The 15348-nt window shown below is 68.6% G+C and carries 15 protein-coding genes and 3 pseudogenes; 10 read left to right on the top strand and 8 right to left on the bottom strand.

Annotated elements, in window-relative coordinates:
• Positions 1–141: 141 nt before the first annotated feature.
• Entirely contained in the window at positions 142–519 is a 378-nt protein-coding gene (locus tag PH203_RS47370; protein ID WP_289928933.1) for a MerR family transcriptional regulator, read from the bottom strand.
• Between the two features lie 74 nt (positions 520–593).
• Between PH203_RS47370 and PH203_RS47365 the strand changes: the two genes are divergently transcribed.
• A complete protein-coding gene (locus PH203_RS47365) occupies positions 594–1322 on the top strand; it encodes an SDR family oxidoreductase (protein ID WP_289928932.1) in 729 nt (242 codons plus the stop codon).
• A 153-nt stretch (positions 1323–1475) separates the two neighbouring features.
• Positions 1476–1577 (top strand): annotated as a pseudogene (locus tag PH203_RS47360) (IS5/IS1182 family transposase); the annotation flags it as partial.
• Positions 1578–2135: 558 nt separating this feature from the next.
• Here the strand turns inward: PH203_RS47360 and PH203_RS47355 are convergent.
• Positions 2136–2639, bottom strand: a complete 504-nt coding sequence (locus PH203_RS47355) for a MarR family transcriptional regulator (RefSeq protein ID WP_289928930.1) — start codon at positions 2637–2639, stop codon at positions 2136–2138.
• 178 nt (positions 2640–2817) lie between these two features.
• Here PH203_RS47355 and PH203_RS47350 point away from each other — a divergent pair, with 178 nt between their 5' ends.
• The 4 genes and pseudogenes from PH203_RS47350 to PH203_RS47335 all read left to right on the top strand — a co-directional run.
• Positions 2818–3291: a cupin domain-containing protein gene (locus PH203_RS47350; protein ID WP_289928928.1), complete on the top strand. Its 474-nt coding sequence runs from the start codon at positions 2818–2820 to the stop codon at positions 3289–3291.
• A gap of 149 nt (positions 3292–3440) precedes the next feature.
• Positions 3441–3797, top strand: a complete 357-nt coding sequence (locus tag PH203_RS47345) for a hypothetical protein (RefSeq protein ID WP_289928927.1) — start codon at positions 3441–3443, stop codon at positions 3795–3797.
• 95 nt (positions 3798–3892) lie between these two features.
• Entirely contained in the window at positions 3893–4837 is a 945-nt protein-coding gene (locus PH203_RS47340; RefSeq protein ID WP_289928925.1) for an NADP-dependent oxidoreductase, read from the top strand.
• A 94-nt stretch (positions 4838–4931) separates the two neighbouring features.
• A pseudogene (locus tag PH203_RS47335) lies at positions 4932–5165 on the top strand (IS5/IS1182 family transposase); the annotation flags it as partial.
• 126 nt (positions 5166–5291) lie between these two features.
• Here the strand turns inward: PH203_RS47335 and PH203_RS47330 are convergent.
• The gene (locus PH203_RS47330; protein WP_289928923.1) at positions 5292–6029 is read right to left on the bottom strand and encodes an SDR family oxidoreductase; all 738 of its coding nucleotides are present in this window, start codon (positions 6027–6029) and stop codon (positions 5292–5294) included.
• Between the two features lie 83 nt (positions 6030–6112).
• Here PH203_RS47330 and PH203_RS47325 point away from each other — a divergent pair, with 83 nt between their 5' ends.
• On the top strand, positions 6113–6751 hold the full coding sequence (locus tag PH203_RS47325; RefSeq protein WP_289928922.1) for a TetR/AcrR family transcriptional regulator: 639 nt from the start codon (positions 6113–6115) through the stop codon (positions 6749–6751).
• A 100-nt stretch (positions 6752–6851) separates the two neighbouring features.
• Here PH203_RS47325 and PH203_RS47320 read toward each other — a convergent pair whose 3' ends face one another.
• Together PH203_RS47320 and PH203_RS47315 are read right to left on the bottom strand one after the other, a co-directional pair.
• The gene (locus PH203_RS47320) at positions 6852–7055 is read right to left on the bottom strand and encodes a hypothetical protein (protein WP_289928920.1); all 204 of its coding nucleotides are present in this window, start codon (positions 7053–7055) and stop codon (positions 6852–6854) included.
• Between the two features lie 231 nt (positions 7056–7286).
• The gene (locus PH203_RS47315) at positions 7287–7415 is read right to left on the bottom strand and encodes a hypothetical protein (RefSeq protein ID WP_289928919.1); all 129 of its coding nucleotides are present in this window, start codon (positions 7413–7415) and stop codon (positions 7287–7289) included.
• 1177 nt (positions 7416–8592) lie between these two features.
• On the opposite strand from PH203_RS47315, the gene PH203_RS47310 reads away from it, so the two are divergent.
• Positions 8593–10608 (top strand): glycosyl hydrolase, encoded by a 2016-nt coding sequence (locus tag PH203_RS47310; RefSeq protein ID WP_289928918.1) that lies wholly within the window; start codon positions 8593–8595, stop codon positions 10606–10608.
• 198 nt (positions 10609–10806) lie between these two features.
• Here the strand turns inward: PH203_RS47310 and PH203_RS47305 are convergent.
• The 3 genes and pseudogenes from PH203_RS47305 to PH203_RS47295 all read right to left on the bottom strand — a co-directional run bounded on the left by PH203_RS47305 (position 10807) and on the right by PH203_RS47295 (position 13567).
• Positions 10807–11671: pseudogene (locus PH203_RS47305) on the bottom strand (transposase).
• 217 nt (positions 11672–11888) lie between these two features.
• Positions 11889–12653: an MBL fold metallo-hydrolase gene (locus PH203_RS47300; protein WP_289928915.1), complete on the bottom strand. Its 765-nt coding sequence runs from the start codon at positions 12651–12653 to the stop codon at positions 11889–11891.
• Between the two features lie 215 nt (positions 12654–12868).
• Positions 12869–13567 (bottom strand): SDR family oxidoreductase, encoded by a 699-nt coding sequence (locus PH203_RS47295; RefSeq protein ID WP_289928914.1) that lies wholly within the window; start codon positions 13565–13567, stop codon positions 12869–12871.
• A 112-nt stretch (positions 13568–13679) separates the two neighbouring features.
• Between PH203_RS47295 and PH203_RS47290 the strand changes: the two genes are divergently transcribed.
• The gene (locus tag PH203_RS47290) at positions 13680–14171 is read left to right on the top strand and encodes a helix-turn-helix domain-containing protein (RefSeq protein WP_289928913.1); all 492 of its coding nucleotides are present in this window, start codon (positions 13680–13682) and stop codon (positions 14169–14171) included.
• Between the two features lie 102 nt (positions 14172–14273).
• Positions 14274–15272 (top strand): alanine racemase, encoded by a 999-nt coding sequence (locus tag PH203_RS47285; RefSeq protein ID WP_289928911.1) that lies wholly within the window; start codon positions 14274–14276, stop codon positions 15270–15272.
• The last annotated feature ends 76 nt before the right edge of the window (positions 15273–15348 follow it).

Raw genomic sequence — 15348 nt, 5'->3', positions numbered from 1 at the left:
GAGGCTCAGTGAACCGCACGCCGTCGCCCGCCCCCCCGGCCGGCCGAACCCACCCGGCGGTGACTGCCCCTCCACTACTCCTCGTCGCGCCGGCCGGGACAGCGAGGTCGGACCGCTGGTAAGAGGTCAGACCGAACGCGCCTACGGGTGCGTTTCCGTGATCGCGATGACTTGGTCAAGGCGGTCCCGGGCGGCCTGCAGTTCGTCGATCTTGGCCTGGATGCGCTCGCGCTCCACACGCAGCATGACTCGTTGATCGGCGTCGGTGTGACCCGCGTCCCAGCACGGAAGCAGTTCGGTGATCCTTCGGCTGGTCAGGCCGGCGGCGTACATCTGCTGGAAGAAGCGGACCCGGGCGATGGCGTCCTGGCGGTACAGGCGCTGGCCGGACGGGCTGCGCTCCGGGGTGAGCAGTCCCTGCTGCTCGTAGTAGCGCACGGCGCGCACCGACACGCCGGCCCCCCGAGCCACCTCGCCGATGCGGATCAACCGCTCGGTCGCGTCCTCCGTGACGGACATGGTGACTCCTCTCACCTGGCTCCGACGATCAGCACTTGCCTCTGACGTTAGCGTCAGGTTTTAGCGTACCGGCCATGGATATCAACAACTCCGTCGCCCTTGTCACGGGAGCCAACCGCGGCCTGGGCCGCGCCTTCGCCCAGCGCCTGCTCGAACGGGGCGCCCACAAGGTCTACGCGACGGCCCGCCGACCCGAGACCATAGACCTGCCCGGGGTCGAGGTGCTGCCTCTCGACATCGCCGATCCCGCATCGGTGCGGGCCGCCGCCCAGGCCGCCCCGGACGTCTCGCTGCTCATCAACAATGCCGGGATCAGTACGGGGACAGACCTGGTGACCGGTTCGCTCGACGCAGTGCGGCACGAGCTGGAGACCAATATGTTCGGCCACCTGGGAATGATCCGGGAGTTCGCGCCGGCACTCGCCAGGAACGGCGGGGGCGCGATCGTCAACGTCCTTTCCGCCATGTCGTGGTTCGGCGTCAAGGGCGCCAACGCCTACCACCTGTCCAAGGCCGCCGCCTGGGCCATGACCAACGGCGTCCGCCTGGAGCTCGCCGAGCAGGGCACGCTCGTCACAGCAGTACATCTCGGCCTGGCCGACACCGACATGTCGGCGGGCTGGCCCGTGGACAAGCTCGCTCCGTCCGACCTGGCCGACGCCGCCCTCGACGGTGTCGAGGCCGGTTCCGCCGAAGTCCTCGCCGACCAGTGGAGTCAGGACATCAAGGCCCGCCTGCCGCTGACACCTGAGGAGTTCAACGCCGCGATGGACCGCGCTCTGGCGGCTCTGACAGCTGGCTGACGAGCGCATCCGGCAGCACGGAGCCGAGTCGGCTGCTGCTCCGCCCCCTCTGGAACTCCTCTAGGTTCCAAGAGATCGGCCACGAGCACGGCGGGGCGGCGCCCGTCGCCGGTCGGCGACCCCAGTGGGAGCCGGTGGCGGGACGAACCGGAGGGTCACGCCCTCGGCCGATCACGAGGCGGACGGACCACCAAGATCCATCTCGCCTGCGACGGCAAAGGCCGCCTCCTCCCGATCCTGCTGACGCTCGGCCAACGCCAAGACAGTGTCTGCGCACGCCCTTTGCTCAGCCGTCCACGCGGAGGCGCCGCTCTCGAAGCGTAGGAGCAGGAGGTGGCACATCCTCCAGGGACGTCCTTCACGCCGGCGCCGGCCCGGGCGGCCAAGGATCTGGCCGATGCCCGCCTCACCGACGCCGGCCTGTCGCCGGCCGCGGTCGTCGCGGACCTGCACGTCTCGGTCCGCACCCTGCAGCGGGCGTTCGCGAGTCGGGACGAGTCGTTCAGCGCCTACATCCGCCGCCGACGCCTGGAAGAAGCGGCCGCGACGCTGAGCGCACCTCGCTCACCGCTCAGCGTCTGGTCAGGCCACCGCGCGCTGGCACCTCACCGACAAAAGCCGCTTCATCCGTGCCTTCAAGAAGCACTACCAGGCGACACCGGCGCGATTCGCCCGCCGTCCGGGCTGACGCCTCGGTCTGACTCGGTCTGCATCTGTCGCGTGCCGGTTCACCGGCGACTGCCGCGGCCGGCCCGGCATCTCGCCGCGTCCTGTTCCGCAGGAGTCTGCGGGGCTCCGACGCCTGTTGGGTCCCTATGCTCCGCCTTTGCGGCGGCGGGACGCGGCCGAGCGGGGTGGCGTCGAGCGCATGTGGTCGCGTACCGGCGCCAGCAGGGCGGCGAGGGCCTTGACGTTGTCGCGGGAGAGCGGCTCGAACAGCAGGCCGCTGACCACCTCGACGTGCCCCGGCAGCACCTTGGCCAGCAGCTCACGTCCGGCGTCGGTGATGGTGACGGTGATGCTCCGCTCGTCGTCGGGCGAGGGAGCGCGCACGACCAGGCCCCGCTTTTCGAGCAGATCCACCTGGTAGGTCAGACCGCTGCGGCTGTAGACGACGCCGTCGGCCAGGTCGGTCATGCGGTGGCTGCCGGTTGGTGAGTCTCCGAGGCGGGCCAGCAGCTGGAACTGCACATAGCTGAGATCACCGGTCTCGCGCAGCTGCTGCTCGACTGCATGCCGGAGCAGGCTGGTCACCTCGATGAGATCGAAGTAGGCGCCGAGCTGTACGGGGTCGAGGGATGGCGGTGCATCAGGCATGACCGGAGTGTACTGCTTCGAATTCGAAGAGTGTGGCTGGTCGTCCCCCCAGCCGCCACAGGCGGAGCCGGCACGGCACTCTCTGCGGGCAGCGGTGCCGTCCAGGCGGATGGACCGGGCGGGGGCGAGCCTCTCGGACCCGATGCCGTGACCTCAAGAGCCCACGCTATGGGCTGCATTGGGCCCGACTGAACACCGCAGAACATGGAGGCCGGGCAGTTCGGCGACGCAGGGTTGCGGGCAGGAGGACGACGCCGCCGCCCACGGACCCCGAGGATCGGCCGCGAGCATCCCCTGTCTCGCACAACGTGAGGACCAGCAGCGGGTCGAGTGGATCGGCGGGAGTGTCATCAGCGTCCTGCTCGACGCCGAGGCGACCGGCGGGCAGCTGGCTGTCGGCCGCTTCGACATCAGCAAGGGCGAGGCGCCGCCGTTCCACGTGCACAACAACGAGGACGAGGTACTCCTGCTCCAGTCCGGTTCGGCGCTGGTGTGGACCGACGAGGAGGAGCACGAGTTGCAGGAGGGCGGCATCGTCTTTCTGCCCCGGCACACCCCGCACGGTTACCGCATCACCTCCGACAAGGCGGATCTGCTGCTCATCTCGACCCCCCGGGAGGCTGGAGACGACGTTCCGCCACGCGGGCCGTGACCTTCGTCAGCCGCGCCCGGAGGGTTTCGAGAACTCCGCGCAGCTGCTCGCCGAAGCCGCGGAACCGTCCGGCGCCATCGCGTTTGGTCGTCCCCGGTGACGGCACCACGGCCCGGCTGCAGGGAGGAAGCCGTGCACGCGATGCCGGGATGAGCACCGCCGTGTGGAGTCCGGTGTCGCCAGCCGTCGTGAGTGCCGGCATCGGCCATCCGCGTCCGGCTCGCCGGCTCGCCGACCGGGCCGCGGAGGCTGTGTGCCGGTCGCTCGCGGCCGGTGGTGCGCGCGCCGAGGTGGAGGCGGTGGAGCTGCACCGGCTGGCGGCCGATCTCGCGCACGTCATACACAGGCGCCGGACCGACGTGCACGCCGACCCCATGCCCACGGTCGTCGTCGCCGACCCCGCCGACTCGCAACCCACGGCCCAAAGCGACGCAGGGCGGCTGCACGCCCGCATCGACCTCGCCGGCGCCGAACTCGCCGCGGCGATGCGCTCGCACCGGCAGTGACCAACGACACTTGCTTCGAATTCGAAGCAGATGTAGTGTCGCATCAGTGCTTCGAATTCGAAGTACATTGGATCGCAGTGAAGGTGAGAACCGAAATGAAGGCAGTGCGTTTCCACGAGTACGGCGACCCCGACGTCCTGAACTACGAGGACGTGGATCTTCCCGCCCCCGGGGCCGGTCAAGTCCGCATCCGCGTCGCCGCGACAACGTTCAACTCCGTCGACGGCAACATCCGCGGCGGCTTCATGCGCGGCCCCTTCCCGGTGGAGCTGCCGCACACCCCCGGTATAGACGTCGCCGGCACCGTCGATGCACTGGGCGAGGGCGTGAACGGCCTCGCGGCCGGTGACCAGGTCGTCGGCTTCCTGCCGATGGACAAGTCCGGCGCCGCCGCGCAGTACGTCCTCGCCCCGGCCGAGATCCTCGCCCCGGCACCCAAGAGCGTCCCGCTGGCCGACGCCGCCGCACTGCCGGTGGTGGGACTGACCGCGTACCAGGCGCTGTTCGACCACGCCAAGCTGACCGCCGGACAACGGGTGCTGATCAACGGCGCGGGCGGCGCGGTCGGCGGCCATGCCGTGCAACTGGCCAAGAACGCCGGCGCCTACGTGATCGCCACGGCCAGCCCGCGCAGCAGCGAGCAGGTCAGGACGGCGGGTGCCGACGAGGTCATCGACCACACCGCCACGGAGGTGACCGAAGCGGTGACCGAGCCGGTCGACGTCGTACTCAACCTCGCGCCGATCGACCCGGCACAACTGGCCGCGCTCCCCGGCCTGATCCGTTCCGGTGGAGTGCTGGTGAACACGACGGTGTGGATGCCCGCCCCCAGCGACGAGGAGCGCGGCGTACGCGGCATCGACCTGTTCGTGCGCAGCGACGCCGACCAACTGGCACAGCTGGTGGCGCTGGTCGACCGCGGGGAACTGTACATCGCCGTCGCCGAGCGGGTGCCGCTGGCCGAACTGCCGGCCCTGCACGCCCGCGCCGCCGCAGGCACAGCGCCCGGCAAGGCCATCGTCGTCCCGCCCACCGCCTGACATCCCCGACTTGAGAAAGCAACAGTCATGACCCTCAGCTCGGGCCCGGAAATCACCAAAGCCCTGGCGCCAGTTCGAGCACATGATCTCCGCACCGAAGAACCAGCGGGCCAACCGACAGCACAAAGGCAGCAGGGGCGGTCGGCCCGCCGGCTTCGGCAGGACGGTCTACAGGCGCAGGAACGAGGTGGAGCTGACGGCCAATGCCTTCAAAAGCTTCCGGGCCGCGGCGACGAGGTTCGACACACGCGCCTACGCCTTCTACGGCACTGTCACCGTTGCCTCGATCGGACTTTGGCTCCGGTCGCAACTCACCGGAGAAACCTAGTAGCACCCTCTCCCCGTCTTGCAGTTCCCTCACGATGCCCGCGCGCCGGCCACTCTCCTCAACACCCGGCCGAGAGTGCGCGCCCCATCGCTTCCAGGGAAGCGGATGCGCACCACCGGCCGTCGTTCAGGCCCGGGTGTAGCCACCGTCGGCGAAGAGTTCGGCGCCGGTGACGAACGACGAGGCGTCCGAGGCCAGGTAGAGGGCGGCGTCGGCGATTTCCTCGGCGTCGGCCAGCCGCCCCAGGGGCACGACGGCCTCGGCGAACTGGTCGACGTCCGGCCCCGCGGCGCCCAGCAGGCCAGGGGTCCGTGTGGGCCCCGGGCTGAGTACGTTGACCCGGAATCGGCGCTCCCGCGACTGCCGGGCCCAGTTGTGCACGAGGTTGCTCACCGCCGCCTTCGAGGCACTGTAGACCTCGAGTTGTTCATTGGGGCGCACGCTGTTGCTCGATCCGATGACCAGGATGGAGGCGTTCTCCGCCAGGAGCGGAAGCGCCTTCTGGACGGTGAACAACGTGCCCTTGACGTTGACGGCGAGGGTCAGGTCGACGTTCGCCTCGGTGTGGGCGCCGAGCGCGGCGTCCGCGACGATTCCCGCATTGGCCACCAGCACGTCGATGCGTCCGGCCTCCTCGCGGACTCGCGCGTAGAGCGCGTCCAGGTCGGCCAGGACCGAGACGTCGGATCGTACGCCGGTGGCCGCGGGACCTATCTCCTTGACTGCCGCTTCGAGGCGGTCGACGTCCCGGCCGGTCACGAAGACCCGTGCGCCCTCCCGGACGAAGCGGTGGGCGATGGCCAGCCCGATCCCGCTGGTCCCTCCGGTGATCACGGCCACCTTCTCCTGCAGTACGCCTGACATGTCGAACCCCTCAGTTATGGAATGGATCGTCCATAACGTAGGCAGTAATGGACGATCGAGTCAAGAATGGATACGCTGAGACCATGCCGAGACCACGCGCATTCGACGAACGCCAAGTCCTGGAGCGGGCCCGGGAACAGTTCTGGGCGACCGGCTATGCAGGGACCCGGATGGACGACATCGCCCAGGCGACCGGCCTGGGCAAGGGCAGCCTGTACGGCGCGTTCGGCGACAAGGCCAAGCTGTTCCACCGTGTGTTCGGCGACTGGTGCACCGCGGTCGTCGAGGTGGCCGAAGGGCGGCTCGCAGACGGCCCGGACGCAGAAGCCTTGGCCCGGCTGTCGGGATACGTGCGCCTGATGGCGGAGAACACCGCCTCCGACACCGAACGCCGCGGGTGCCTGTTGGCCAAGGGCGCGGCGGAACTCGCCCATCGCGATCCGACGGTCGCCGGGCGGTCGGCCGAGACCATGACCGCACTGCTGACCCTGCTACGGACGGAAATCTGCGCAGCGCAGCGCCACGGCGACATCGACAGCGCCGCGGATCCGGAGCGGTTGGCGGCACTGCTGCTGACAGTGGTCCGCGGTATCGAGGCGGTAGGCAAGGCCGGCCTGGATCCGGAGACACTGCGGAACATCGCAGACACGGCACTGGCGGTCCTGCCCAGGCCCGAGGGGAAACGCCTCACAACCGGGCGCAGGCCGGCCCGCAAAAACTGACAGGGTGCCATCACGGCCACATGACCCGCCGGACACGGCCCAGCCAGCCATTGACCGTCCACGGGGCCGTCAAAGGTGCGCCAGCCATCTCGCGCAGAGCTTATGGGGACTGGCGCCGTGAGCGTTGAGCCGTCATGAGAGTGATGCCGAGGACTCCGCCTGCACCGCTTCCTAGCGCCAGGCCGATCGCTATGTTGTCGAAGACGGACACCCCGAGCGCCAACCCGATGGCGACGCCGATCAGCATGCCGACAACAAGTCCCGTGCCGACGGACGATGATCCGACTTCCTCAGGCTTCGTCACGCGCTCATTGTGCTGGAGAGCGCTCGCATGACGGCCCATCACCGATCAGATACGGCCAGCCTGCGACAACATGGGCTGCCCGGTGATCCGGAACCGGGCTCCATGCATCGCTGTCAGGTCACCTGAGAGCGGCTCGGATCCCTCCAGTGTTGTCGGTTCCCATCGACATTTCCGAACCGTTTGATTGCTCAGTGTCGCCCAAAACCATCGACACACGTTGCCCGCTCCCACCTACGAACCCACCCCCACCGGCTCGTCGGCGTCGGCGGTCTGGAGGGCTTCGCTGATGAGCAGGTCGAGGTCGTCCGTGCTGGTGCGGTAGTTGCGCAGGCAGGCGCGCAACACGGTGCGCTCGTGCACGGCGACGGTGGCGAGGCAAGCCAGTCCTCGGGCCTGGACACGGCGGGCGATCCGGGCGTGGAACTCGTCGGGGTCTGTGCTGCCCGGGTCGGTGATGCGGAAGCAGCTGCGGCCGCCGCCAAGGGCGGCACCTCATCCTCTGCGACCTGGCCCAACACGACCGGGGCGACGCGGAGTTCGGCTGCGCGGGCCTCCCAGCAGGCCCGCTTCCGTCGAGGACCAGGCCGTGCGGGGTGAAGGCCGGCGCCCGGTGGGCGTCCTTCACTTCAGCGGCCGGTCAAGAGCACACGTCAGCGATCGCTGTCGCCAGCCTCCGCGGACAGAACACCACCCTTGTCTCCTTCCCGGCGAATGGACGGCAGTGAACCTGGAGGTCGATCGTCAATGACTCGCCGCATGAGGCGACTTGGCCAAGACAAGCCAGACTCTTTCTTTTTTGCTCAACCTCTAGTCGAATAGCGCCACTTGAAGCACACGTGTGTCGTGCGTTGCGGATGTCCCTGACCAGGACCCCCTCTACCTGCAGCCGACCGCGTCACGGGAAGGACCCCCACAAGTGACCTTCAGCCCACCGAGATCGAGATGGTCAAGAAGTCCAGGGACGGCTCCACGTTCCTGCTCAAGGTCGGCCACGCTGTGAAGTACGCACTCCTACCGGGGAAGTCACGACCGACCGCAATCTCGGGCAGAGCCGTGGCCGGTCCTCACGGCGACCCGATCGCCGGGGCCCCGGCGACCCTTTCCGAGTTCTCATCCCCTTCGGCGCCCACGGGAACGACATCACGGCCGGTGCACTCCTCGCATCGTGGCCACGCTCGTCGTCCTCCTGTTCCTCCAGCGCTGCACTGCAACGGGTCCGCGCGAGGCGCCACTGAGCGATCCGGGCCGGTTTCACAGCTCGGGGTCGCAGACCTGCGAGCGGAAGACCGCTCGGCCCCGGAGTGCGAGGACTGTTCGACGGCCGACTGACCAGGCCGAGCACCCGCCTGTCCACAGCTACCTGAGCGCCCCGGCCCGCCATACGACTACGGCTACGGCGACCAGCCGCCGTACCCGCACGACGCGCCTGGCGCCGCCGACGCGGGCGGCCCGCGACACCCCTCGGGGCCGTGCACCCCGGCGCCCCCAGAGGCAACCTCCCCTTGGCGAGAGATCGCCGCATCAAACGGAGACATACATGCCCAGCTCTCCACTGAACCGTCGCACGTTCATCCTCCTCGGCGCCACGGTCGCCGCGGCGTCCGGCGCCCGGTCATCGGTGGCCGCCGCGGCGACCTCCCCCACCGCGCTCGCCGGCGCGCCGACGCCGGTCCGGATCGTCGACGACAAGGCGACCCCCGCCACCCGCGCGCTGTTCGCGTACCTGAAGCGGCAGCAGGGCAAAGGCATCCTGTTCGGTCACCAGCACGACCTCACCTATGGCTTCACCTTCACCGCCCCCGACGGCAAGGCGTCCGACACCAGGGCGGCGGTGGGTGACTACCCCGCGGTCTTCGGCTGGGACACCCTCGTCCTCGACGGCGACGAACGCCCCGGCGTCGAGGACGGCACCGAAGCCGAGAACATCGCCGCGCTCAGCCGGTGCATCCGGCAGGGAGACGCACGCGGCGGGATCAACACCCTCAGCGCTCACCTGCCGAACTTCGTCACCGGCAAGAACTTCTACGACACAACGGGCCGAGTGGTCAGCCAGATCCTTCCCGGAGGCGCGAAACACGCGGACTTCAACGCCTTCCTCGATCGCATCGCGAAAGCGGTCAAGGGCGCACGGCGGCCGGACGGCACCGCGATCCCGGTCGTCTTCCGCCCCTTCCACGAGAACAACGGAGCCTGGTTCTGGTGGGGCGCCGGCCACACCACCTCGGCCGAGTTCATCGAGCTGTTCCGCTACACCGTCGAGTACCTGCGCGACACCAGAGGCGTCCACAACCTGCTCTACGCCTACTCGCCCAACTCGAGCTTCGGAGGCGACCCGACCGGCTACCTGAAGACCTACCCCGGCGACCGCTTCGTCGACATCCTCGGCTACGACTCCTACGACGAGAACGCCGGACCGACTCCCTGGCTGGACGGTGTGGTGAAGGATCTGGCGATGGTGGTCCGGCTGGCGAACGAGCGAGGCAAGGCACCGGCCTTCACCGAGTTCGGGGAGGGCGGCACCGAGGTCCGCAACCCGCAGTGGTTCACCCAGCTGTCGCAGGCCGTCCAGGCGGACCCGCTGGCCCGTCAGGTGACGTACATGCTCACCTGGGCCAACTTCGGAGGCACCAAGCGTGCTTATGTCCCGTACCCGGGCCACGTCCTGCTGCCGGACTTCGTCGCCTACCACCAGGACCCCTACACCCTGTTCGCCGCTGATCTCCGGGGGGTGTACTCCGCTCGCACCACCGCTGTCAGGAACGCCCCGTTCCTGCACCTTGTGACCCCTACGGACCGACAGCGCGTAACGGCCTCCAAGACCACCGTCCGGGTGCGTATCACGCCCGCGAGGGCGAGCCGGGTCACCTACCGCGTGAACGGCGGACGCGCCAGACCACTGCGCCTCGACGGCGACGGCTTCTACTCGGGCGACTGGTCGATCGACCCGGCCACGCGGAACAACCGCTCGGTGACCCTCACCGTGAGCGCGCGGGTGGATGGCAAGACGCTCACCGACTCGGCCGTGGTCCTCCTCACCGAGGCCCAACCGCTGCCTGCCGGCTGGGTCGACGACTTCGAGGGATACGCCGGAGACGATGTCGCCCTGAACGAGGCGTACACCCACGTCAACTCCCACACCCTCACCCTGTCGGCCGACCACAAGTCCTCGGGCACCTACGGACTGGCCTACGCGTACGACTTCACCGGCGCCGAGTACACCGGCACGGGCAAGCCGGTCGACGCGGACTGGTCCGCCTTCACATCCCTTGCGCTGTGGCTGCGGGGCGACGGTTCCGCAAACGGCGGGGCGCTCCAGATCGTCGCCGGCGGAGTCGATTTCTGGTACCAGGTTCCGCTGTCCGACACGAGCGGGCAGGAAGTCAGGGCGCCCTTCAGCGAGTTCGCGCCCGCTCCCTGGGACACCGCACACGCCGGAGCCGTGCTCGACGCGGCTCACCTCGCCGAGGTGACGGCGTTCAACCTGTACCTCGTCCATGGGAGCGGCGCGGCGACCAAGGGCATCGTGTACGTGGACAACATCAGAGCCGAATGACACACGGGCACGCGGTAACCCCGTGCCGAACGGCACGCCCGGCGCGGGGTTACCGCCGCCCGAGTCCCCTTGCGCCGAGATCACGCTCCTGACCCGGTGCGACGGCGACCGCATCGAGGCCGGCCGACGGCTGCGGGGCTCGTACGTCGATGCGGGAGTGGAGGCAACGCCGTGACTCTGCTGGTGATGTTGGGCAGGTCATGCGGTGGCTGAGCACAGAGTGCGGAAGTGCCTGGCCCGGCGTCGTGTTCTGGGTGCGGCATCGATCCAGTCGGCGATGCGGGCGACGTTGCAGGCCATCGCGGTGAGGGCATGCTGGACGTGGGTGCGGGCCAGGCCGCGGTAGCGGGAACGTCGCAGCCCGTGGGCCCGGACGTTCTGCGAGAAGGTGGCCTCGATGCCGGCGCGGATCGCGTAGCGGTGCTGCCACTGCTCAGTCTGCTGATCGAGTCGGTTTCGCGTCTGGATCTCATGCAGCGGCCGGGGCAGCACGGCCGCTGAGCGGGGCCGGGCCGCAGAGGATGTGCACCGGGTGCGGTCGGGGCAGGATCGGCAGTCTGCCTCGGCGAACCGGGTCTACAGATAGGTGTGGGCCTTGATCCTCAGCTCCGTCCAGGACACGCGTCGGTGCGCTGCCGCCCCCGGCCTTGAGCAGGCCTGCCTCCCTCAGCCGGTCCAGCATCACCTGCAGCAGCCGGTCGGCGGCGCCATCCTGCTCGGCCCGCGTGGCCCTGATCTCGCACAGGACCGAGTGATCGAACTCCGGATCCTCCAGCTCCAGCCCAATGGCGTACTTCTCGTCGATCCGGGTGCGGACCGCGTCCGCCGCCGCCCGGTCGGACAGGTTTTCCGCGAACTGCAGCACCGACACCAGCGCGAGCTGCCCCGGCGACAATCCCGGCCTGCCGTCGTCCGGATATACGCCGGCGAACTCCTCGTCCTGGAACAGGACATCCGGCCGGTCCCTGATGAGCATGGCCGGGGTGCCCATCGGACACGCTGCCCGCGCCGTTCGCACTGTCCGTGCCGGGGTTCGCTGGTGGCTCTCCGGCGGCAGCGACACCGCGACCACCTCCACCGACGAGGCCGCCCCGCACACTCCCGGCCAAGCACCGCGCACAGACAGCCGCCAGCAACTCACCAACATCACCAAGAGAGTCACTGCATTGCGTCCAAACCGGCTCCTGAAGCACCGCCACCCCGGCCCCAAGGACTACTTCTGGCCAGCGGGAGTGAGGAAGTCTCAGTGGAGCACTGCCCCAACCACCCTGGTCACACGCTCATTTGACAGGCCCGGGGTAGAGGGCGACCGCTCCGCCCCACAGAGCACCGGGGTTCAGACGCTCGGGAAACCGGTCCACCATGGCTTCGAAGAAGCCGAGGGCATCGTCGTGCTTGGGGAGCAGCTCGTCCACGGTGTCGAGGTACTGCCTGGTCTCGGCAATGGCGCGAGTGGCGTCGTCGTCGAGCTCCTTGTTCTTGTGGCCGGTGACGATCCAGCGGGGGTGGAGGGCTTCGACGGTGTCGATGGCCTGACGCCATGCCTCCAGGCCCCCGTTCGCGGCTTCGCGCAGGAACTGGTGCACGCCGTTGTAGATCACGTCGCCGGCGACCACCAGCTCGAGGGCAGGGACATGCAGGACGCTGGTGTCGTCGGTGTCGCTGTGACCGGCCTCGACGATCACCAGTTCGTGTCCTTCGAGCGTGAACCGGTTCTTGGGCACAGTGACGGCCGTTACGGGGGCGTCCGGGATCTGGCCGGGGAAGAGGGCGTCCCAGAAGCGTTCACGGATCGCCACATTGATATGCATCTGCTTGATGGTGCCCGCCGACGCGACGACCTGAGCGCCAAACTGCCGGGCGAGCAGGTCAGCGGTGAACCAGTGGTCCCCGTGGCCATGAGTGATGAAGATATGGGTCAGATTCTTGCCGCTGGCTTCGATCCACTCCCCCACTGCTTCAGCCTGACTGATGGTCAGAGGCGGGTCGACCAGCACGGCGTCACGGTCCCCGTGGACAAGCGTGACGGACAGAGGCGAGAACATGCGCCGGTCGCCGTTGGGTACGCGTTCGGCAACGTTCTGCGGGATGGGGTCGGCGATGAAGACCTCGTATGCGAGTGCACTTTTTTCAGACACGATAGTTACCTCTTGTCAGTGATTGCTTGGCAGTCAGCCGGGAGGTCTGCCGATCGCCGGTCGGCTCGCCAGGGCGCTTCGACCGGCCTGCGCGCTGGGCGGCGACTGCGGAGGGAGTCGGCTCAGCCGAGCTGTGGGTAGAGGGCGGCGACGCCGCCGGAGAGGTTCGCCAGGACCTGGCGGCTGAAGTCGTCGACGACGATCTCGGGTGCACCGGCGGCGATGCCGTCCGCGGCGGCACGGGCGACGTCCGCCGGGTCGGTCTTCGGTTCGGTGAGGTGGCGGGCCATGTCGGTGTCCATGAGGCCGACGTGCAGTCCGGACACGGTGATGCCGCTGGGCGCGAGCTGCTGACGCACGGTGTTGGTCATGCTCCATGCCGCGGACTTGGCGGCGGAATAGGCGCCGACGGCCGGGACGCCGACCCACGACAACACCGACAGGATGTTCAGGATCGCCCCTCCGCCCCGGGCCTCGATCACCGGGGTGAAGGCCCGGATCACGCGCAGGGTGCCCAGGTAGTGGGTGTCCAACTCCAGGTGGAGCGCGTCCCAGTTGCCGGACAGCGGATCGGCCCCGGTGGAGCTGCCCGCGTTGTTGATCAGCACGGTGACGTCAGGGGCCGCCTCGGCGGCCGCGGCGACCGACGCCGGATCGGTGACGTCCAGCTGGATCGCCTTCACTCCGGGCAGATCGATCTGCTCGGGTCGGCGGGCCGCCGCATACACGGTGGCGCCTCGAGCGGCCAGTTCCTGGGCGAGTGCCCTGCCGAGCCCACGGTTGGCGCCGGTGACCAGGGCGGTTGCTGTGCTGATGTCCATGACTTCTCCCTCGGGGTCCACAGACCAAGGCTGACTTGCATTTAGTGAAGTCAGCTTCGACGGTATAGCCTGGCTACTGCTGAAGCAAGCCAGCCAGGAGAGAGGAAGAGCGATGAGCGATCTGTCGTCGGAACGGGACGCCTGGTCCATGGCCAACTGCTCCATCGCCCGGACCCTGGAGATCGTCGGCACCAGGGCGGCGCTGCTGATCATGCGCGAGGCGTTCTTCGGCACCCGCCGGTTCGACGACTTCGCGAAGCGGGTCGGTATCGGCGAACCCGCTGCAGCGGCACGCCTGAAGGAACTGACCGCCGCCGGACTTCTGGAGCGCGTCCCCTATCAGGAGCCCGGCCAACGGACCCGGCACGCCTACCAATTGACCGAGAAGGGCCGGGACTTCCTGCCCGTGCTCGTGGCACTACGGCAGTGGGGCGACACCTGGGCCACCGACGAGCAGGGGCCCCCGGTCGTCGTACGCCACAAGGGATGCGGTGCCGAGGTGCATGCCGCGCTTCGATGCACCGACCGGCACGACGTGCACTTCGAGGACTCGTTCGTCGACGCCGGCCCGGGTCTTGTCCGCATCGACCCGGACAGTCCTTAGTTCGTCCCGATTGGTACATACGGCCTGAGGTGATGGCCCTGTGGGCCTGGTCCGCCGACCTGCCATGATCATCTGGACGTGTTCCGTGATGGGAGGCAAGAGATGGCGCTACCGCTGCCCGATGGGCTGGCTACGCCGGCGCTCGTGGTCGATCCGGACGTTCTGGACAGAAACATCTCACGGATGGCTGATGCTTCGCGGTCTCAAGGGTTCGCTCTGCGCCCGCACGCCAAGAGCCACAAGTGCGCGCAGATCGCCGACCGTCAGCTTCGATCCGGCGCTCGCGGGCTGTCGGTGGCCACGATCAGCGAGGCCGAGGCATTCGCCCGGGTCGGCGTGGATGACCTGTTCATCGCTTACCCCGTGTGGCTCGATGCCGACAAGACGCAGCGGCTGCGCAGGTTGGCCGACGACGTCGCCCTGAGAGTCGGCGTCGAATCGGTCGAAGGCGCGCAGCGACTGGGCAAGGCCGTGCGGGGCAGCGCCCGGCCGGTCGAGGTGCTCATCGAGGTCGACAGCGGGAGCCATCGCACGGGAGTGCAGCCTCACGCTGCTGGTGAGGTCGGGAAGGCTGCCGCAGACGCGGGTCTCGATGTTGCCGGGGTGTTCACGTTCCCGGGACACGGCTACGGGCACGACGTGCAGGCGCGCGAGCGTGCCGCACGGGACGAGGAGCGCACACTGAGCGAGGCCGCACAGGCGCTGCGGGACCTTGGGATCGACGTCCGTGTGATCAGTGGCGGGTCGACCCCTACGGTGGGGCGGTGGCAGCCGGGGGAGGTGAACGAGTTGCGGCCCGGTGTCTACGTCTTCAATGACGCCACCCAGCTGGCTATCGGCACATGCGGTGTGGAGGATCTGGCGCTGGTTGCCGCGGCGACGGTGATCAGCGTTCCCGCCACTGACCGCTTTGTGCTCGATGTCGGTAGCAAGGTCCTCGGCTCCGACCGGTCGCCTTGGGTGACGGGCCACGGCTACCTGCCCCAGTTCCCGCAGGGAACCATCACCGGGTTGTGGGAGCACCACGCCGTTGTCCGGCTTCCGGAAGGGGTGCGGGGACCACGCCTTGGGTCACTGGTCACTGTGAGCCTCCCCTCGTAGCGTGGAGACCGTGACCGGAGGGATAGTTGAGGGTCGTGGGATCCAGGAAACGCATCTACAACGCGGAGTTCCGCGA

Source organism: Streptomyces sp. S.PB5 (assembly GCF_030403745.1).
In the GTDB taxonomy this organism is placed as follows: domain Bacteria; phylum Actinomycetota; class Actinomycetes; order Streptomycetales; family Streptomycetaceae; genus Streptomyces.
Note: the sequence above shows the minus strand (reverse complement) of the source record. Positions and strands in the feature narration are given on the sequence as shown.